Annotated in this window: 14 protein-coding genes and 2 pseudogenes; 6 read left to right on the top strand and 10 right to left on the bottom strand. The window is 67.7% G+C overall.

Annotation, left to right across the window (positions count from 1 at the left end):
- A pseudogene (locus ASE66_RS34030) lies at positions 1-534 on the bottom strand (DNA translocase FtsK); the annotation flags it as partial.
- Positions 535-966: 432 nt separating this feature from the next.
- Positions 967-1,488 (bottom strand): annotated as a pseudogene (locus ASE66_RS34025) (DNA translocase FtsK 4TM domain-containing protein); the annotation flags it as partial.
- Between the two features lie 176 nt (positions 1,489-1,664).
- Here ASE66_RS34025 and ASE66_RS22625 point away from each other — a divergent pair.
- Positions 1,665-2,006 (top strand): antibiotic biosynthesis monooxygenase family protein, encoded by a 342-nt coding sequence (locus ASE66_RS22625; RefSeq protein WP_057192070.1) that lies wholly within the window; start codon positions 1,665-1,667, stop codon positions 2,004-2,006.
- A 97-nt stretch (positions 2,007-2,103) separates the two neighbouring features.
- Positions 2,104-2,904, top strand: a complete 801-nt coding sequence (locus ASE66_RS22620) for a class I SAM-dependent methyltransferase (protein WP_057192022.1) — start codon at positions 2,104-2,106, stop codon at positions 2,902-2,904.
- Positions 2,905-2,991: 87 nt separating this feature from the next.
- Here the strand turns inward: ASE66_RS22620 and ASE66_RS22615 are convergent, their stop codons facing one another.
- From ASE66_RS22615 to ASE66_RS22605, 3 genes are all read right to left on the bottom strand, one after another.
- Entirely contained in the window at positions 2,992-4,416 is a 1,425-nt protein-coding gene (locus tag ASE66_RS22615) for an ammonium transporter (protein ID WP_244495032.1), read from the bottom strand.
- Between the two features lie 80 nt (positions 4,417-4,496).
- A complete protein-coding gene (locus ASE66_RS22610) occupies positions 4,497-4,835 on the bottom strand; it encodes a P-II family nitrogen regulator (protein WP_057192020.1) in 339 nt (112 codons plus the stop codon).
- A gap of 233 nt (positions 4,836-5,068) precedes the next feature.
- Complete coding sequence (locus tag ASE66_RS22605; RefSeq protein WP_057192019.1) at positions 5,069-5,935, bottom strand: acyl-CoA thioesterase; 867 nt, start codon at positions 5,933-5,935, stop codon at positions 5,069-5,071.
- Positions 5,936-6,049: 114 nt separating this feature from the next.
- Between ASE66_RS22605 and ASE66_RS22600 the strand changes: the two genes are divergently transcribed.
- Positions 6,050-7,300, top strand: coding sequence for a ubiquinone biosynthesis hydroxylase (locus ASE66_RS22600; protein WP_057192069.1), 1,251 nt, complete (start codon positions 6,050-6,052; stop codon positions 7,298-7,300).
- A 132-nt stretch (positions 7,301-7,432) separates the two neighbouring features.
- Here ASE66_RS22600 and ASE66_RS22595 read toward each other — a convergent pair whose 3' ends face one another.
- Positions 7,433-7,636, bottom strand: coding sequence for a Trm112 family protein (locus tag ASE66_RS22595; protein ID WP_057192018.1), 204 nt, complete (start codon positions 7,634-7,636; stop codon positions 7,433-7,435).
- Between the two features lie 69 nt (positions 7,637-7,705).
- Entirely contained in the window at positions 7,706-12,544 is a 4,839-nt protein-coding gene (locus ASE66_RS22590) for an NAD-glutamate dehydrogenase (protein ID WP_082613667.1), read from the bottom strand.
- Positions 12,545-12,767: 223 nt separating this feature from the next.
- Here ASE66_RS22590 and ASE66_RS22585 point away from each other — a divergent pair, with 223 nt between their 5' ends.
- Both ASE66_RS22585 and ASE66_RS22580 read left to right on the top strand, forming a co-directional pair.
- A complete protein-coding gene (locus ASE66_RS22585; RefSeq protein WP_244495031.1) occupies positions 12,768-13,316 on the top strand; it encodes a peroxidase-related enzyme in 549 nt (182 codons plus the stop codon).
- Positions 13,317-13,673: 357 nt separating this feature from the next.
- Positions 13,674-14,039, top strand: a complete 366-nt coding sequence (locus ASE66_RS22580) for a DUF2794 domain-containing protein (RefSeq protein ID WP_057192016.1) — start codon at positions 13,674-13,676, stop codon at positions 14,037-14,039.
- A 79-nt stretch (positions 14,040-14,118) separates the two neighbouring features.
- On the opposite strand, the gene ASE66_RS22575 is transcribed toward ASE66_RS22580, so the two are convergent.
- The 3 genes from ASE66_RS22575 to ASE66_RS22565 all read right to left on the bottom strand — a co-directional run bounded on the left by ASE66_RS22575 (position 14,119) and on the right by ASE66_RS22565 (position 18,413).
- The gene (locus ASE66_RS22575) at positions 14,119-14,892 is read right to left on the bottom strand and encodes a Bax inhibitor-1/YccA family protein (RefSeq protein ID WP_057192015.1); all 774 of its coding nucleotides are present in this window, start codon (positions 14,890-14,892) and stop codon (positions 14,119-14,121) included.
- Positions 14,893-15,109: 217 nt separating this feature from the next.
- A complete protein-coding gene (locus ASE66_RS22570; RefSeq protein WP_057192014.1) occupies positions 15,110-17,704 on the bottom strand; it encodes an ABC transporter permease in 2,595 nt (864 codons plus the stop codon).
- A gap of 1 nt (position 17,705) precedes the next feature.
- The gene (locus tag ASE66_RS22565) at positions 17,706-18,413 is read right to left on the bottom strand and encodes an ABC transporter ATP-binding protein (protein ID WP_244495027.1); all 708 of its coding nucleotides are present in this window, start codon (positions 18,411-18,413) and stop codon (positions 17,706-17,708) included.
- A gap of 184 nt (positions 18,414-18,597) precedes the next feature.
- Here ASE66_RS22565 and ASE66_RS22560 point away from each other — a divergent pair, with 184 nt between their 5' ends.
- A complete protein-coding gene (locus ASE66_RS22560) occupies positions 18,598-19,191 on the top strand; it encodes an arylesterase (RefSeq protein WP_057192067.1) in 594 nt (197 codons plus the stop codon).
- The last annotated feature ends 18 nt before the right edge of the window (positions 19,192-19,209 follow it).

The following is a 19,209-nucleotide window of genomic DNA, read 5'->3' as shown; positions in this document are numbered from 1 at the left end:
CGGCATGCGGGCCAGATCGGCGATCACCGGCTCGCCGCCGATGGTCTTGCCGAGGCAGAGCGCGAGCTTGTGCTTGGTGCCCTCGAAATCCTGGCTGGCGAGCAATTCGCGCAGGAAGACGGTCTCGCGCTTGGCGTTGGGCAGTTCAATGCCGATCGCGTTCTTGCCCTGCACCACCGCCACGCGCGCCGACACCGCGCTCATCGACCGCGCGATGTCGTCCGCCAGCGAGATGACGCGCGAGGATTTCGTGCCAGGAGCGGGCTCCAGCTCGTAGAGAGTGACGACGGGGCCGGGGCGGACCTGGCTGATCTCGCCGCGCACGCCGAAATCCTCGAGCACGCCTTCCAGCAAAGTGGCGTTCTGCTCCAGCGCGTCAGTCGAGACGGTGTTGGCCGGCAGCTTCTTCGGCTCTGCGAGGTAGGTCAGCGGCGGCAATTCGAAGGTGTCACGGTCGAGCAACGAGGGCTGCGCCTCGCGCGTCAGGCGCTTGCCGGGCTTGGGCGCACGCACCGGCGCGGCGACGCGCGGCGCATTGAGGTCGCGCAGGTCCTGCGCCTCGAACGACTCGTCATCGTCGTCATAGGCTGGCCGGGCGCTCGGTCCCGGCCTGACGGCGGCGGCCCGCGCGAGGTCGGGGGCGACGACGGGTGATTTGTAAGGCTCGGGATCGCCGGCGAAATTCGGCTCGCGACGGACCCGGCCGGACTGGACCGGCACGGGCATCGAGGCGGCGCCAGCCGAGGCAGGCTGCGGCGGGCGCGGCAGGCGGCGCAGGATCGCGGCCTTCAGCGCCATGGCGCCATGGGCGATCCAGCCGATCAGGATCACCGAGAAGCCCGGCTCGTCGTCGCGGCGCTCCTCGCCATCGGCGAAGGCAGCGTCATCGTCATGGTCGGCCTCGGGATCCTCGTCGGTGACGAAGCCGAAGCCGGCCGCGGCGGTTACCGAGAGAATGGCGATGCCGGCGAAGACGAAGGCGACGAGGCCGCCGAGCGCGGTGCCGGACAGGCCGACGATGTTGCGGGTGCCCTGCAACAGGGCATCGCCGATCACGCCGCCCATGCCGGTCGGCAGCGGCCAGCGCGGCGTCGCCGGCAGGGCGCTCGCCACCGCGGCGGTCGAGACGATGCCGACGACCCACAGGACGAGCTTGAGCGCGCTGCGATCGAAGAGATGGAAACGGATCAGCCGGAGCGACCAGAGCAGCGGCGGCAGCAGCAGCGCCACCACGCCGAGCCCGAGCAGCTGCATGGCGAGATCGGCGATCATCGCGCCCGGCCGGCCAAGCAGGTTGCGCACGGTGCCGCGCGTGGCGTTGTTGAGGCTGGGATCGTCCACCGACCAGGTGGCGAGGGCGACCGCGACTGCGACCATTACCGCGAGCATCGCCATGCCGCCGATCTCGGCGGCGCGGCGCGACAGGAACTCGCGCACCGGATCGGGCAGGCGGTCGATCAGCGATGAGGAGCGTCGGATCGTGCGCATCGGGCCGTTCTGCGGGCGTCAGGGAGGCGGCAAAGTCCGCCCATCGAACCGGCAGGTTAGGAAGGTCCGGTTAAGGCCCGCTTAACCTTGCACTACCGCCGCGTGTTGTCAGCAGTTCGGGGAACGATTGCGCCGGCCAACGCATTTTTTTGGGCAGCAACCACAAGGAGGGCGAGATGGCCGATGGCAATGAGAGGATCGCGAGAATTGCCCGGATCTGGCGCGGCCGCACCGTGCCGGAGAAGGCCGATGCCTATGCCGGCTATCTGCTGGAGGTCGGGGTCCGGCCGCTGGCGAAGAAGGCGCTCGGGGCGCAGATGTTCCGCGAGGATCGCGAGACCGAGAGCGAGTTCGTGACGATCTCCTATTGGGAAAGCGTCGAGGCGATGTCGCGCTTCGCCGGGCCCGATCCGCGCAAGATCCACCATCTCGACCGCGATGCCGAGTTCCTGATCGAATTGCCCGAGGCGGTGCAGGTGCTGGAGATCGTGCTCGACCGCTCTTCAGGTGAGGGGTGAGCAGCCTCCTGCGTTTCGAGAGCGGCTTTTCCGGCGCCATGGCTGTATTGTCGTGGCGTCGGCGCCAGCCGTCCCGACGCGCCGCGAGGAGGGTTTGATGACCTCAAGCTTCACCATCCACGATGCGGCCGGCTATGAACAGCTCATGGGCCGCTGGAGCCGTGTGCTCGCACCCCGTTTCATCGATTTCGCCGGGCTCGCCGATGGCGAGCGCGTTCTCGACGTCGGCTGCGGGACCGGCAGCCTGACCTTCGCGCTCGCTGCCTCCGTAGATCTCGCGGAGGTCACCGCCATCGATTTCTCGCCAGTCTTCGTCGCAGCCGCGACCCGGCGCAACAGCGATCCGCGCATCACCATCCGGCAGGCCGATGCCTGCGCCCTGCCATTCGAGGATGGCGTGTTCGATCGGGCCATGGCCTTGCTCGTTCTGCATTTCGTGCCCGAAGCCGACAAGGCCATCGCCGAGATGGCCCGCGTTGTGCGGCCGGAGGGCGTGGTCGCGGCGGCCGTGTGGGACCATTATGGTGGCATGCCGGGCATGCGCATGATGGTCGATACCGTTGCGGGGCTGAACGAAGCCGGCCGGCAGATGCGCGCCCGCTACTGCTTCCAGCCGATGATGCAGCCCGGTGAAATGAAGCGAGCCTTCGTCGAGCAGGGGCTCGTGGACGTGGCAGCGACCGAGCTGATGGTCCGCATGGACTATCAGGGCTTCGACGACTTCTGGGCACCGATCGCCGCAGGCGAAGGGCCGCTCGGCAAGTACGTGGCGGCACTCGACGCCGTAGAGCGGGCACGCGTCGACGCGGCCGTGCGCGACGCCTACCAGGCCGGCCGGCCTGACGGTCCGAGATCCTTTGCGAGCGTCGCATGGGCCTGCCGGGGCACCGTCCATTGATCCGCTGGCGATTGACCTGCGAGCAGCAATGAAAAAAGCCCCGGCGGTGTCCCGCCGGGGCAATGTCGCGAGCGAGACAGCCTGCGCTCAGTCGTGATAGGCGCGCTCGCCGTGCTCGGCGATGTCGAGGCCCTCGCGTTCCTGGTCGGCCGGGACGCGCAGGCCGATGATCACATCGACGACCTTGTAGAGGATCGCCGAGCCGACACCGCTGAAGACGAGCGTGAACAGCACCGCTTTGAGCTGGGCCATGAAGGCGGTGCCGAACTCATAGGGCGCCGCGACCAGCTCGCCGGGCTTGGTCGAGTAGTCGGGGATGCCGGCGCCGCCGAGCGCCTGGTTGACCAGGATGCCGGTCGCCAGCGCGCCGATGATGCCGCCGATGCAGTGGATGCCGAAGACGTCGAGCGAGTCGTCGTAGCCGAGCGCGTTCTTCACGGTCGAGCAGAAGACGAAGCAGACCGCGCCGGCGACGAGGCCGAGCACGATCGAGCCCATCGGGCCGGCAAAGCCCGCCGCCGGGGTGACGGCGACAAGGCCGGCGACGGCGCCCGAGACCATGCCGAGCATGGAGGGCTTGCCCTTTACGGCCCATTCAACGAACAGCCAGGCGACCGCCGCCGCCGCGGTGGCGACGAAGGTGTTGATCATGGCGAGGCCGGCCGTGCCGTTGGCTTCGAGATTGGAGCCGGCATTGAAGCCGAACCAGCCGACCCAGAGCAGCGCCGCGCCGATCAGGGTCATGGTCAGCGAGTGCGGAGCCATCAGCTCACGGCCGAAGCCAATGCGCTTGCCGATCAGGACGCAGCCGACGAGGCCCGCGATACCGGCATTGATGTGGACGACAGTGCCGCCGGCGAAGTCGAGCGCGCCCCATTTGAAGAGCATGCCGGCATCGGCGTTGACCGCGTCGAGCGCCGCCTGGGCCGCGGCTTTGCCGTCGGGGCCAGCTTCAGCCAACGCCTTTGCGGCATTGCCGACCGCGTCGGGCCCGCCCCAGTACCAGACCATGTGAGCCATCGGGAAATAGATGAAGGTGACCCAGAGCACGATGAAGAGCAGCAGGGCCGAGAACTTCATGCGCTCGGCGAAGGCGCCGACAATCAGCGCCGGCGTGATGCAGGCGAAGGTCATCTGGAAGGCGATGTAGATATATTCCGGGATGACGACGCCGTTGGAGAAGGTCGCGGCGGTCGAGTTGCCGTCGACGCCGCGCAGGAAGGCCTTGGAGAAGCCGCCGACGAAGTCGTTGAGGCCGCCGCCATTGGTGAAGGCGAGCGAGTAGCCGAAGATGATCCACATCAGCGAGACGATGCAGACGATGGCGAAGACCTGGGTCAGCACCGAAAGCATGTTCTTCGAGCGGACGAGACCGCCATAGAACAGAGCGAGGCCAGGCACCGTCATGAGCAGGACGAGGATCGTCGAGCTCATCATGAAGGCGACGTCGCCCTTGTTGGGCACGGGGGCGGCCGGCGCGGCCGGGGTTTGCGCCAGGGCGGCGCCGGCCATCGCGGCGAAGGCCAGCCCGACCAGCCCGGCCCGGTGAAGGGTCTTGTTGTTCATCGAAAAGCTCCTGGGAAGGTCGGGAATCAGAGGGCGTCGCCGTCGGTCTCGCCGGTGCGGATGCGCACGGCTTTCTCGATCGACGAGACGAAGATCTTGCCGTCGCCGATCTGGCCGGTGCGGGCGGCAGCGGTAATCGCCTCGATCACCTTGGCCACGAGATCGTCGGTGACGGCGACCTCGATCTTGATCTTGGGCAGGAAGCTCACGGCGTATTCGGCGCCGCGATAGATTTCGGTATGGCCCTTCTGGCGGCCATAGCCCTTGACTTCGGTCACGGTCAGCCCGTGCACGCCGATGGCGGTGAGCCCGTCGCGCACCTCCTCCAGCTTGAACGGCTTGATGATGGCCATCACGATCTTCATGGCTGGGTTATTCCCCGCTTGTGCGCCCTCGGACCGCGATCCAAGCGACGTCGTTGCGCCTCTCGCGCCCTTTCGAGCCAGGCGCGTCGGGGAAGGCCTTTCAAGCCCCGTGCCAACCGGTGGATGTGGCGCGCGAGCGGGCAATGCCGCGATTCCGCCACGATCAGGTGGCGCTCAGCAAGCTGAAATGGCTAATATTTGGGCAGATGCCGCGAAAGCGGGCGAACGCTCGCTCAGGCGCGGTCGGGGCGCGGCCGGATCAAGCCTTCCTGCGCGACCGAGGCGACGAGATGTCCCTCTCGGTCAAAGATCAGCCCGCGCGAGAAGCCGCGCGCGCCCGAGGCCGAGGGGCTGTCCTGCGCGTAGAGCAGCCATTCATCGGCGCGGAAGGGGCGGTGAAACCAGAGTGCATGGTCGAGGCTGGCGCTCTGGATGCGCCGGTCAAAGACACTGGTGCCATGGGTGACCAGGCTGGAATCGAGCAGCAGCAGGTCGGAGGCGTAGGCGAGCACGCTCTGATGCAGCGCCGGTTCGTCCGGCAGCTTTTGAGCAGCCTTGACCCAGACGTTGAACTTCGGTTCCCGCGGAGCGCCCGCAGCGTAGCGGCTCAACTCGACGGGGCGAATATCGATCGGCCGCTCGCGCCGGTAGTAGGCACGCACGGCCTCGGGCATGTGCGGGAGAACGTCGCGCTCCATGCCATCGCGATCGGGCAGCTCATCGGGCGTCGGTACCGCCGGCATCGGTATCTGGTGATCATAGCCTGGCTCGGCGATCTGGAAGGAAGCCGACATCGCGAAGATCGCCGCGTCCTTCTGCAGCGCCAGCACGCGTCGCGTCGAGAACGAGCCGCCGTCGCGCAGCCGCTCGACCTCGTAGACGATCGGGATGGTCGGATCGCCCGGCAGCAGGAAATAGGCGTGCAGCGAATGCGGCTGGCGCTCCTCCACCGTCTTGCAGGCGGCATAGAGCGCCTGGCCGATCACCTGGCCGCCGAAGACGCGGGTCCAGCCATTGTCGGGGCTGCGACCCTGGAACCGGTTGTGTCCAAGCGATTCGAGATCGAAGATCGGGAGCAGTGTGTTCGCGGCTGGGTTCATCGGCGAGAAAACCGGCTCGGCGCGGGCTTGCGGCCCGGGGCGGCTATGGGCAAGACGGGAAGCATCAGCAACGAGCGATCCGACCGCGTCAAGCGGCGCGATGCAAGGAAGGCTATGACGCAAAATCCAGGGAGCGCGAGCCAACGCATCGTCATCGCCGGCGGCGGCGTCGCCGGGCTGACGCTGGCGGTCGCGCTGAAGCAGACGCTGGGCGAGAGCTTTCGCGTGATCGTCGCCGATCCGACGCTGGCAGGGCGGCCGCGCGCCGACGACCGCGCCTACGCGGTCGCAGCGGCGGCGCGCAACATGCTGGAGGCGCTCGGCATCTGGCGCCTCGCCGAAGCGGCCGCGACGCCGATGACCGAGATGATCATCACCGACAGCCGCACGCCCGATCTGGTGCGGCCGGTATTCCTGAGCTTCGATGGCGAGGCCCTGCCCGGCCAGCCCTTCGCCCATATGGTCGAGAACGGCGCGCTGGTTGCGGCGCTGCTCCAGGTCGCGCGCGCCAATGGCGTCGAGCTACGGGCCGAGGGGGTCCGCTCTGCCGCGGAAGACGATGGCGCGATCGCCGTTGTCTTCAGCGGTGGCGAGAAGCTCGATGCGGCGCTGCTGGTCGCCGCCGACGGCGCCCGCTCGAAATTGCGTGAGCAGGCCGGTATCGGCTGGGTCGGCTGGTCCTATCCGCAATCGGGAATCGTCGCGACCATCGGCCATGAACGGCCGCATGAGGGGCGGGCGGTCGAGCATTTCCTGCCGTCCGGCCCGTTCGCCATCCTGCCGCTGGCCGATGGCGGCAAGCTCGGCCATCGCTCCTCGATCGTCTGGACGGAGCGCAGCGAGAACATTGCGGCGCTGCTGGCGCTCGACGAGAGCGATCTTCTGCTCGAGGTCGAGCGCCGTTTCGGCCTCGAGCTCGGCGAGATCAGCATGGAGAGCCGCCCCGGCGCCTATCCCCTCTCGTTTGGCGTGGCGCGCCGCTTCGTTGGCGAGCGGCTGGCCCTGCTGGGCGACGCCGCCCATGTCATCCATCCGATCGCCGGCCAGGGGCTCAATCTCGGGCTGAAGGACGTTGCAGCCCTCGCCGAGGCGATCGTCGATGCGGCCCGGCTCGGCCTCGACGTCGGCGGTTCCGAGGTGCTCGAAGCCTATGAGAAGGGACGGCGCTTCGACACGGTCGCCATGGGCATCGTCACCGACGGGCTCAACCGGCTATTCTCGAACGATTCGACGCCGTTACGATTGGCGCGCGATCTCGGCCTCGGCCTGGTCGAGCGCATGCCGGGGCTGAAGCGGGTCTTCATCCGCGAGGCCGCCGGGCTGGCCGGGCCGACGCCGCGCTTGCTCAAGGGCGAGATGTTGTAGCTCCAAGCGTCATGCTCGGGCTTGACCCGAGCATATCAGGCCGGCGGAGGCTTGGGGCTAGCACTACCGTGTCATGAGATTCTCGGGTCTGCGCTTCGCTTCGCCCGAGAATGACGTGCGGCACTACCGGCCCTACCCTTCGAGCTGGCGCGCCTCTTCCGGCAGCATGATCGGGATGCCGTCGCGGATCGGATAGGCGAGCTTGGCGGCGCGGCTGATCAGCTCCTGGCGCGCGGCGTCGTATTCCAGCGTCGCCTTGCTGACCGGGCAGACGAGGATTTCCAGCAGCTTCGGGTCGATCCGGGTCGCCACCGTGCCGTCGTCTTCGGGATTCATCGTCACGCTCTCTCCTGGGGTCGCCGCGCACCGCTCGGGTCACGACGATCAATATCCTGATGACCGGCCTTACCGGCGCGGCAGATCAGCCAGCATGCCGGCCGCCACCATCAGCTTTGGCAGGGAGAGGCCGGACATGGCAATGGCCGAGACGGTGGCGCGGGTCCGCTCGGCGTCGGTGCCGCGCTCCGCCAACCAGTCCTTCAGCGCGTCGGGGCTGGATCTGCCGGTGGCGATCTCCTGCGTCAGCCCGGCATGGGCGTCGGTCAGAGTCTCGACCGCGCGCTGACGCGCCAGGCGCTCGTAATCGTCGGTCGCCGGCACGGACGCGGCTGCCGACATCAGCGCCGAGAAGCCGAAGACCGAATCGGCTCCGAAATGAATCCGGGCGACCTCGACGATGTCGCGCTTGGTCCGGCTGGCGATATCGACGATATCGGTCGCCTCGGCGAGCCAGGGCAGGCTGGCGATGCGCGACGCCAGCGCCTCGGGCACGCCCTCGGCGGTCAGCGCGGCGATACGGGCGCTGCGGGCCTGGGCGGCTGCCTCCGGCAAAAGCTCGGCGAGTGCGCCCTCCAGTGCCGCGACGCCCTTGGCATAATGCGCCACGGTCTGCTCGATCGCGCCGGGCTTGGCGACGCCACGACGCAGGAACCAGCGCATCCGATCGACGACCAGCTCCTGCGCGGCGGCATAGAGCCCGGTCTGGGCCTTGCCCGACAGCTTGGCGTCGAGCGCGTCGATGGCGCCGTTCAGCGTGATCAGGTCGAAGGCATCGCGGGCGACGGCATAGGCCGCCGCGATCTCCGGCGCCTCGGCGCGGGTCTGGTCCGCCAGAGTCGCGACGATCGCCGGGCCGCCGCGATTGATGATGGCGTTGGCGAGCTGGGTCGCGACGATCTCGCGGCGCAGCCTATGGCTGGCGATCTCGGCGCCATAGCCCTCGCGCAGCGGCTGCGGGAAATAGCGGACGAGCTCGCTCTTCAGATAGGGATCGTCGGGGATCGCCGAGTCGAGCAGCGCGTCGTGAAGAGCGAGCTTGGCATAGGCGAGCAGCACTGCGAGCTCCGGCCGGGTCAGGCCCTCGCCGCGCTTCTCGCGCTCGATCAGCACCGCATCGGGCGGCAGATACTCGACGCCGCGGTCGAGCCGGCCTTCACTCTCAAGCTTGACCATCAGCCGGCGCAGATGCGGCGTCGCCTGGATGCCCTGCGCCTCGGTCAGCGAGAGCGCCAGGGTCTGCAAGTAGTTGTTGCGCAGGACGAGCAGTCCGACCTCGTCGGTCATCTGCGCAAGCAGGGCGTTACGCTTGGCCTCGGGCAGACGGCCGTCACGGACAGGGTCCGCGAGCGCGATCTTGATGTTGACCTCGACGTCGGAGGTGTTGACGCCGGCGGAGTTGTCGATCGCGTCGGTGTTGAGGCGCACGCCGTTGCGGGCCGCTTCGATACGGCCGCGCTGGGTCGCGCCGAGATTGGCGCCTTCTCCAACCACCTTCGCGCGCAGATCGGCGCCGGTGACGCGGATCGCATCGTTGGCGCGGTCGCCGACCTGGGCGTCGCTCTCGTCCCCGGCGCGGATATAGGTGCCGATGCCGCCGAACCAGAGCAGGTCGACCGGCGCCTTGAGGATCGCCGTCATCAGCTCGGCCGGGGTGACCTGCGCCTTGTCGAAGCCGATGGCCTGCCGGATCTCGGCCGAGAGCGCGATGCTCTTGGCCTGGCGCGAGAAGATGCCGCCGCCCTTGGAGATCAGGGCCTTGTCGTAGTCGGCCCAGGAGGAGCGCGGCAGGGCGAAGATGCGCTGGCGCTCGGCCAGGCTCTTGGCCATGTCGGGATCGGGATCGAGGAAGATGTCGCGATGGTCGAAGGCGGCGACCAGCTTGATCGCCGGCGAGAGCAGCATGCCGTTGCCGAAGACGTCGCCCGACATGTCGCCAACGCCGGCGACGGTGAAGGGCGTCGTCTGGATATCGACGTCGATCTCGCGGAAGTGGCGTTTCACCGCCTCCCAGGCGCCGCGCGCCGTGATGCCCATGCCCTTGTGGTCGTAGCCCTGCGAGCCGCCGGAGGCGAAGGCATCGCCGAGCCAGTGATGCTTCTCGGCCGAGAGTTCGTTGGCGGTGTCGGAGAAGGTCGCGGTGCCCTTGTCGGCGGCGACGACGAGATAGGGGTCGTTCCCGTCATGGCGGACCGTGTCCGGCGGCGGCAGGATCTTCTCGCCGTCGAGATTGTCGGTGAGCTCGAGCAAGGTGCGGATGAAGATGCGGTAGCTCTCGGTGCCTTCGGCGAGCCAGGCCTGGCGGTCGCTCGCCGGCGGCAGTTGCTTGGGCACGAAGCCGCCCTTGGCGCCGACCGGGACGATGACCGCGTTCTTGACCTGCTGCGCCTTGACCAGCCCGAGCACCTCGGTGCGGAAGTCCTGCGACCGGTCCGACCAGCGCAGGCCGCCGCGGGCGACCTTGCCGAAGCGCATATGGATGCCTTCGACGCGCGGCGAATAGACGAAGATTTCGTAGAGCGGGCGCGGCAGCGGCATGCCGTCGACCTGGCCCGAGGCGAATTTGAACGAGATCGTGCCGCGCGGGTGCCCGCCCTCGCCGATCTGGAAGAAATTGGTGCGCAGCGCTGCGTCGATCAGGTTGACGAAGCGACGCAGGATGCGGTCCTCGTCGAGGCTGGTGACGTCGGCGAGGGCCGCTTCGATGCGCTCGCGCTCGGCCTTCACTTGCTCGGTGCGCTTCTTGTCGGAGAGGCGCGGATCGAACTTGGCGATGAAGAGCTTGACCAGCCCGGTGGCGATGCCGGAATGGCGGGTCAGCGCGTCGGCGATGTAGCCCTGCGCATAGGGCGCGCCGACCTGGCGCAGATAACGGCCGAGCGCCCGCAGCAGCGCAGCTTCGCGCCAGGCGAGACCGGCGGCGAGCACGAGCTGGTCGAAGCGGTCGGATTCGGTGAAACCGCGGAACTGCGCCATCAGCGCCGCCTCGATCGTCGGATCGAGGCGCTCGATGTCGATCTCGCCGCCGCTGGCGCGTTCCAGGGTCATGTCGTGCAGCCAGACGCGGCTGTCGGTGCCCGCTCCGCCATTCTGCTGCGGCGTGATGTTGAAGGTGCGCTCGTTGACGACGCGGAAGCCCATGTTCTCCAGCATCGGCACGCGCTCGGAGAGCGAGATCGCGGCGCCGCGCGAGAACAGCTTGAGATTGGCGCGGGTCGGCCCGTCGCCCTCGCGACGGTAGAGGTTGACCGCGCGCGGGCGCTCATCCGACAGCTTCTGCAGCATGTCGACGTCGATCAGCGCGTCCTCGGCGGAATAGCGCTCGCGATAGGCGGCGCCGAAGGCCTCGGCGTAGCGCTCTGCCAGCGCGCGAGCGGCAGGCCCGGCCTTGCCGGCGTCGAGCGCGTCCTTGAGGCCGTCGCTCCAGGTGCGGATGATCGCGGCGATGCCGGCTTCGAGCGTGTTGCGGTCGACCTTGGGCGTGCGGCCCTCGTCGCGGCCGATGATGTAGTGGGTGCGGGCGAGCGGGCCTTCCGGATAGGCCGGATAGGCGGCCGAGACGCGGCCCTGGTAGACGCGGGCGAGGAACTCGCCGACGCGGCGACGCACCGTGGTGTCGTAGCGGTCCTTCGGAATGAAGACGAGCGCCGAGACGAAGCGGTCGAACTCGTCGGCGCGGGCGAGCGCGCGGATGCGCGGCCGCTCGGTCAGCTGCATGATGTCGAGGGCGAAGCGCTCCAGCGTCTCGACGTCGATCTGGAAGAGCTCGTCGCGTGGGAAGGCGTCGAGCACGTTGTAGAGGGCGCGGCCGGAATAGCTCGACGGGTCGAAGCCGGTGCTCTTGAGCACGCGCGCGACCTTGAGGCGCAGATAGGGAATGGCGCGGGCGCTGCCGGTATAGGCGTTCGAGGTGAGCAGGCCGACGATGCGCAATTCGCCGTCGAGCCGGCCGTCGGGAGTGAAGAGCTTGACCCCGACATAGTCGAGATGAACGCGGCGATGGACGCGGCTCTTGACGTTGGCCTTGGTGATGATCAGCGCCAGCGGTTTGGCCAGGAAGGCCCGGATCTCCGGCGTGATCACCACGAGCTCGCGATTCTTGCGGAGCACCCGGACATCGGGATCGCGCAGGATGCCAAGGCCGGAGGAATCGACCGGGTCGGCCGCGGTGTCGCCGCCGGCGAAGCGATAGGCGCGCACGCCGAGCAGGGTGAAGTTGTCGCTGGCGATCCATTCGAGGAAGTTCAGGGCCTCGGTGACCTCGTCCTCCGGCAGCGGCGGCGGATTGGCGCGGTAGGACTGGATCACCTCGGTGATGCGTCCGCGCATCGCAGCCCAGTCGTCGACCGCGAGGCCGACATCGACATAGACCCGGGCGAGGCCGGCAGCGAGCCGCTCGCGCGCCTCGGCCGTGTCGATCCGGTCGAGATGGATGTGGATCAGGCTCTCGCGGCGCGTGCCCTCGACGGCGCGGCCCGACGCCTCGCCGGCGAGCAATTCGAAGGTGCCGTTGTCCTTACGCACCACGGCGAGGATGGGATGGGCGACGAGGCGCGGCTCGTAGCCCTGCTCGGCCAGTTCGGCCAGGGTCGAATCGAGCAGGAACGGCTTGTTGTCGTTGACGACCTCGAGGATCGTGATCTGGCGCTCGCGCTCGCCGTCGCTGACCGCTTCGTCACGGAAGCGCAGATTGGGTTCGCCGGGCTTGCGGCGGCTGGTCAGATGGGCATAGGCGGCATCAGCAGCACGGGCGAGCAGGTCCGCAGGCAGGGCTACGAGATCCTCGGCGACGGTGCGGCCATAGAGCAGCTTGGGGAATTCCGCGGGCATCGCCGAGCCGAGCTCGCGAGCCGCCGCCTCGATCGCGATCACAACTGCAGCCGTGGCATTCGCTTCGCGCTTGGCCATAGTCTTCTTCCCCCTGCTATTTTGCCGAAGCGATGACATAGCTCACAGGCTGCTGCAACTTTCGTCGTATCGCAGCAGCCAGATTGCACCAATATGGCGCGGAAACGGCAAGTTGTGGCCTATCCGCGTGGATATCAGCGCGAGGAGTGCAGAGATGACGAAGAAGCATGACAAAGCGATGGTGGGTGAGCAGCCTGAAAAACAGGACGCGCCGCCCGCCGTGATGGCGCTCGCGCTGCCGCAAGCCGACCTGTCGCAGGAGATGCAGGCCTATTTCGCCAAATGCGAGGAGAAGCTCGGCTATGTCCCGAACGTCCTGCTCGCCTATGCGCATGACGACGCCAAGCTTCAGGCCTTCGCTGGCTTCTACAACGACCTGATGCTGGCGCCGTCCGGCCTGTCGAAGCTGGAGCGCGAGATGATCGCGGTCGCGGTCTCCAGCGTGAACCGCTGCTATTACTGCCTGACGGCGCATGGCCAGGCGGTGCGCCAGCTCTCCGGCGATGCCGTGCTCGGCGAGATGATGGTGATGAACTACCGCGCTGCGCGGCTCTCGCCGCGCCATCGCGCCATGCTCGATTTCTCGGTGAAGCTGACCGAGACACCGCACGAGATCGAGGAGGAAGACCGGGAAGCCCTGCGCAAGGCCGGCTTCGGCGAGCGCGACATCTGGGATATCGGGGCGGTCGCCGCCTTCTTCAACATGTCGAACCGGATCGCCTCGGCTGTCGATATGCGGCCCAATCCCGAATACCACGGCGCGTCGCGCTGAGAGGCAGGGATCGGGAGCATTCCGGCGCGTTTGCAGCAAGCGAGGCCACAAAAGAAAAACGGCCGGCGGAAACCGCCAGCCGTGAGTTGGCCTCGGCTCGTTGGCCCGGCCCGCCGCAGCGCCGGAGGGGCTGGGGGGCTGACGTGTCCGGAACCGGACAGGCCGGGCCGCCGAGGCAACGATTCGGAGTTGAATGCCGCAACGGGGCGCTCGCTTGGCGCAAGCGCGGCAAAATCATGGCAATCGCGATCGGGCGGCGAGAAGATCGGGCAGCGTCATCAAGTTGTCTTGCCAGCTTCGGGGGGTGGGCGCATCATCCATTGGCGAATGAGGGGCGATTGATGGAAAGGAGGCGCGATGAGCGAAAGCGAAACTCCGCCAGGTCAGCGAGCGGGCGCGGTCGTCGCCTTTCCGGCTGCCGCGCCATCCTCGGTCACCTTCGACCGGCGTGAGCTCAACGAGCTTTTCAATCTCTATGGCCGCATGGTCGCGGCCGGCGAATGGCGCGACTACGCCATCGATTTCCTGCGCGACAAGGCGCAGTTCTCGGTATTCCGGCGCACCGCCGAGGTGCCGCTCTACCGGATCGTCAAGGATCCCTCGCTGGCCCGGCGCCAGGGCGCCTATTCGGTGGTGACCGCGACCGGCCTGATCCTGAAGCGCGGTGCCGAGCTTGGTCGGGTGCTCAAGGTTCTCGACAAGCGATTGAGCGTGGTGAGCTGAACCCGCCCATGAGGCTCACGCCAAAAGAAAAGCCCCGGCCGTGAGGCCGGGGCTTCGTTCTTTCAGGCTGTCGCCCGGGTCACTCCTGCTTGGAGCCGAAGAGCGAGAGCAGCATCTGGAACATGTTGACGAAGTTCAGGTAGAGCGACAGGGCGCCGTTCACCGAGAGCTTCGCGGCCGACTCGGAGTCCATGTCCGAGTACAGGTACATTTCCTTCAGGCGCTGCGTATCCCAGGCGGTCAGGCCGGCGAAGACCAGCACGCCGATCACCGAGATGCCGAAGGACAGCGCGCTCGAGGCCAGGAAGATGTTCACGACCGAGGCGATCACCAGGCCGATCAGGCCCATGATCAGGAAAGAACCCATGCCCGACAGCGACTTCTTCGTGGTGTAGCCGTAGAGGCTGAGGCCAGCGAAGGAAGCCGCGGTGATGAAGAACACCTTGGCGATCGACTCACCGGTGAAGACCACGAAGATCGAGGACAGCGAGATGCCCATCACCGCCGCGAAGGCGAAGAACATGGCGCGGGCCGTCGACGAGCTCATGCTCTCGGCCTTGAACGAGAAGAAGAAGATGAAGGCTAGCGGCGCCAGCATCACCACCCACTTCAGCGGGCTGAGGTAGAGCGCCTGGCCGAGCGGCGTCAGCGCGGTGACCTTGCCCGAGGGCGAGTAGCCGGCGATGGCGAGCATCGAGATGCCGATCGCCATCAGGCCGGTGATGGCCAGGCCGATCGTCATATTGTTGTAGACGCCGAGCATGAACGAGCGAAGGCCCTGATCCATCTCGACGGCGCTGGTCTGTGCGCGACCGGCACCCCAGACCTGAGCATTGCGGTCGAAATCGCTCATGGAGAGAGTTCCCCTTGAAACTTTGCCTGGCAGGCAGCGCACCTGCGACGCCCACCGCCGCGCACCATCGTCGCGACAACCGGAAATATGAGGGGGATCACGCGGCCTTACAAGAGGCAAGCATGGTTAGCGCCGCTGCCGGCATAGAAATTCGCCGGCCAGTCGATGCAACATTACGCTCTGTTCATGTTTATGCCGCGCTGCGGTGAGTCAGAACTCATAAATTCCTGAGATGAGAAGCGGGCGCTTTCGATAGTATCTGCAGCGTCCCGACCAATCCGAACACGACGGTGACCACGACAGCTGCAGTCGCAGCGATGATTGCGCCTGTTGGATCGGGAACGAAATCTATCTTCATCACTTGCGTCACGACGCCCCAGCCGGCCGCGGCACCTGCCAGGAGCCCGAACAGGGCGGAAACGACGCCGATGCCTGCGTATTCGAGGATGTACGACGAAAGTATGAAGCGGCGAGTGGCGCCGAGCGTCTTCAGGATCATCGCGTCATAGAGCCGCGCCCTTTGTCCGGCTGCCAGAGCGCCTGCCAGAACCAGCAGGCTGGCGCCGATGGCGAGAGCGGAGGCGCCGCGAATCGCGCCGGCGAGCTGGCCGACGATGGTGTTGACCGCCTCCAGCGCGTCCTTGACCCGGACCGCCGTCACCGCTGGGAAGGCGATGGCGAGCTGGCGCATAAGGGCGGGATCGCCGGTTGCGGGTGTCGTGTCCTTGTCGGTCACGGTGGCGAGGTTGGTGTGCGGCGCGCCGGCGAAGGTGTTCGGCGAAAACACCATGACGAAGTTGATGCCGAGCGAGCGCCATTCGATATCGCGGAAATTGGCGATCCGCGCGGTGATGTTGCGGCCGAGCACGTTGACGGTGAGCTTGTCGCCGAGCTTGAGGCCGAGACCCTCGATCGCGCGGGCGTCGAAGGAGACCAGCGGCTCGCCGCGATAATCCGCCGGCCACCATTCGCCCGAGGCGAGCCTGGAGGCCTCGGGCATACCAGCGGAGTAGGTGATGCCGCGGTCGCCCTCCAGCACCCAGGCCATCTGCTCGCTCGCCTTGACCTGCTCGGCCGGCACGTCGTTCACGCTGACAATGCGCCCGCGCATCATCGGTACGCGCTCGACATGCGCGCCGGGGCGCTGCTCGGCGAGGAAGCGGTCGAAGGCGGCGGCCTGGGCGTTGGGGATGTCGAGGAAGAAGAAGCTCGGCGCCTTCTGCGGCAGCGACTGGGTGAGTTGGCGCCGGAGGCTGACATCGATGAAGGCGAGCGTCGAGAGCAGCGCGACGCCAAGGCCGAGCGAGAGCACCAGAGAGGGCGTCAGAGCACCGGGGCGATAGGTGTTGGCGAGCGCCATGCGCAGCGCCGGCGCTTTCGGGCGTCCGGCGCGGCGGGCGAGCGCCATCAGCCCCCAGGCGACCAGGCGCAGCAGCAGGAAGACGAAGCCGGCGGCGGCGATGTAGATCAGCGCGATGCGCCGGTCATAGGCGAAGGCGAGCGCGACGGCGACGAGGCCGGCGAGCGCAACCAGGAAGATCACCCGGTAGAGCCAGCGCGGCTGGCGCCGGTCGGGCTCGATCTGGTCGCGGAACAGGGCCGAGACCGGTACATCATGGGCGCGGCCGAGCGGGATGATGGCGAAGACCAGCGCGGTCAGCAGGCCGTAGAGCGCGGCGATGGCGAGCTCGGCCGGGGCGAGGGTCGGTTCGAAGGGCAAGGGCAGGATATCGGCGAGCGCATAGCCAAGTGCGAAGGGCGCGGCGGCGCCGAGCGCGAGCCCGATCGCGATGCCGAAACCGGCGACCAGCATGACCTCGATCAGGTGGATGGCGACGACCCGGCCGCCGGTTGCGCCGATCGCTTTCAGCGTGGCGAAGTCGAGCCGCTTGGCCTCGACGAAGCGGCGCACCGCATTGGCGACGCCGACACCGCCGACCAGAAGCGCGGTCAGGCCGACCAGGGTCAGGAACTGGGTGAAGCGCTCGATATTGCGCTGGAAGTTCGGCGCGGCATTGGCGCGCGAGCGGATCTCCCAGCCGGCATTGGGCTGCTCGCGGGCGGCGTTGGCGAGGAGGGCATCGAGCGCAGCATCGGTGCTCGCGCCATCAGGCAGGATGACGCGGGCGGTCCAGCGCACCAGGCTGCCGGGCTGGAGCAGCTCCGAGGCCCGCAGCGCCTCCTGCGAGAGGATCAGGCGCGGGCCGAAGCCGACGCCGGCGGCGATCTTGTCGGGCTCGGAGGCGAGATTGGCCCGGAGTTGCACTCGAGCCGAGCCGATCAGAACGGTATCGCCAGGCTTGAGGTCGAGCCGGCCGAACAGGACGGGATCGGCGATGCCGCCATAGACGCCGTCGCGCAAAGCGAGCAGCTCGGCGGTGGGCTGGGCCGGATCGGTGCGCAATTCGCCGATGCTCGGATAGGAGCCGTCGACGGCCTTGAGCTCGACCAGGGCCGCGCCCTTCTCGCCGGCATTGGCCATGCTGCGCAGCGTCGCGATGGTCGAGACGCGGCCATGACGGGCGAGGAAGGCGTGTTCCTCCGCGGTCGGCTCACGATGGATCAGGCTGAAGGCGGCATCGCCGCCGAGAATGCGCCGGCCTTCGCGGCCGAGACCCTCGCTCAGTCCGCGCGAGGCCGAGGAGACGGCGGCGATCGCCATGACGCCGAGCGCGAGGCAGGCGATGAAGACGCCGAAGCCGCGCAGGCCGCCGCGCAGATCGCGCCAGGCGAGGCGCAAGGCGAGCTTCAGACCGACGGGACGGTGCACGGGGGGCGACGGAGCCGCCGACGGTTTGACGGGGGCGTGCATCTCAGATCGCCAGTGCCTCGGTGCCGGCCTCGGTCTCGATGCGGCCGGCTCGCAGCCGCACGGTCCGATCGCAGTTCGCCGCGAGCGAGAGATCATGGGTGACCAACACGAGGGTGGCGCCGCGCTCGCGCCGGAGCGCGAAGATCAGGTCGACGATCGAGCGGCCGGTGCTCTCGTCGAGATTGCCGGTCGGCTCGTCGGCGACGAGGATCGCCGGGTCGGGCGCGACGGCGCGAGCGATGGCGACGCGCTGCTGCTCGCCGCCAGAGAGCTGGGCCGGGTAATGGTCCATGCGCTCAGCCAAACCGACATTGCGCAGTTCGGCGGCGGCGCGTTCGAAGGCATCGTCGATACCGGCGAGTTCGAGCGGCAGCGCGACGTTCTCGCGGGCCGTCATGGTCGGCACGAGGTGGAAGGACTGGAAGACGATGCCGATATGGCGGCCGCGGAAGAGGGCGAGCGCGTCCTCGCCGAGCGCGCCGAGATCCTGGCCGGCGACCTTCACCACGCCGGAATCGGGCCGTTCCAGCCCGGCCATGGTCATCAGCAGGGTCGACTTGCCGGAGCCGGACGGGCCGACCATACCGGTGGCCTGTCCTTGCGGGATCGTCAGCGAGACGCCCTTGAGGATATGGACGCGGGCAGCGCCACGCCCCAGACTGAGCTCGACGTCGCTCAGTTCGATTACCGCCGGGGTTCCTTCGCTCACCGCCATGTTTCCGCTTTCATCCCATCCGATGCCGTCGCTTCGACTGCCATTCCGAGCCGAAGGGACCAGAACCGCCATGCGTCGCGCCGCCACCCGATATGGGCGCTTGATGTCTCGAATCCAGCTGTCACCGCGCATTTGGGCGGCGATGCTGCTCGTCTTCGCCAGCCTAGGTTCTTTTTCGATGAACAGCCCGAGCCTCGCCCAGACCAAGCCTCTCAAGCTGGTCGCGTTCGGCGACAGCCTGACCGCCGGCTACAATCTGCCGGGCAGCGCCGCCTTCCCGACGGTGCTGGAGAAGATGCTGCGGGACAAGGGGATTTCGGTCGAGATCGCCAATGCCGGCGTCTCCGGCGACACCTCGCAGGGCGGGCTGGAGCGGGTCGAGTGGTCGGTGCCCGACGGGACCGATGGCGTCATCCTCGAGCTCGGCGCCAATGACGCCCTGCGCGGCGTCGATCCGGCGCTGACGGAGAGGTCTCTTGACGCGATCGTGACCGGGCTGAAGGCGCGCGGCATCCCGGTCCTGCTCGCCGGCATGTACGCGCCGCGCAGCAATGGCCCCGACTATGTCGCCCGCTTCGACGCGATCTACCCGAAACTCGCTGAGAAGCACGGGCTGATCCTCTATCCCTTCTTTCTGGACGGGATCGCGGGGGACCGGGTATTGAACCAGCCCGACATGCTGCATCCGAAAGCTGAGGGCGTGCGCGTCATCGCGCAGCGCATCCTGCCGACGGTGGAGCGGTTCCTGTCCTCCCTGCGCCCGCGCTCCTGAGCAAGGGCGCATCCTGCC

This window comes from Allobosea sp. Root483D1, from assembly GCF_001429505.1.
Classification (GTDB): Bacteria; Pseudomonadota; Alphaproteobacteria; order Rhizobiales; family Beijerinckiaceae; genus Allobosea.
This window is presented reverse-complemented; position numbering and strand designations above follow the sequence as displayed.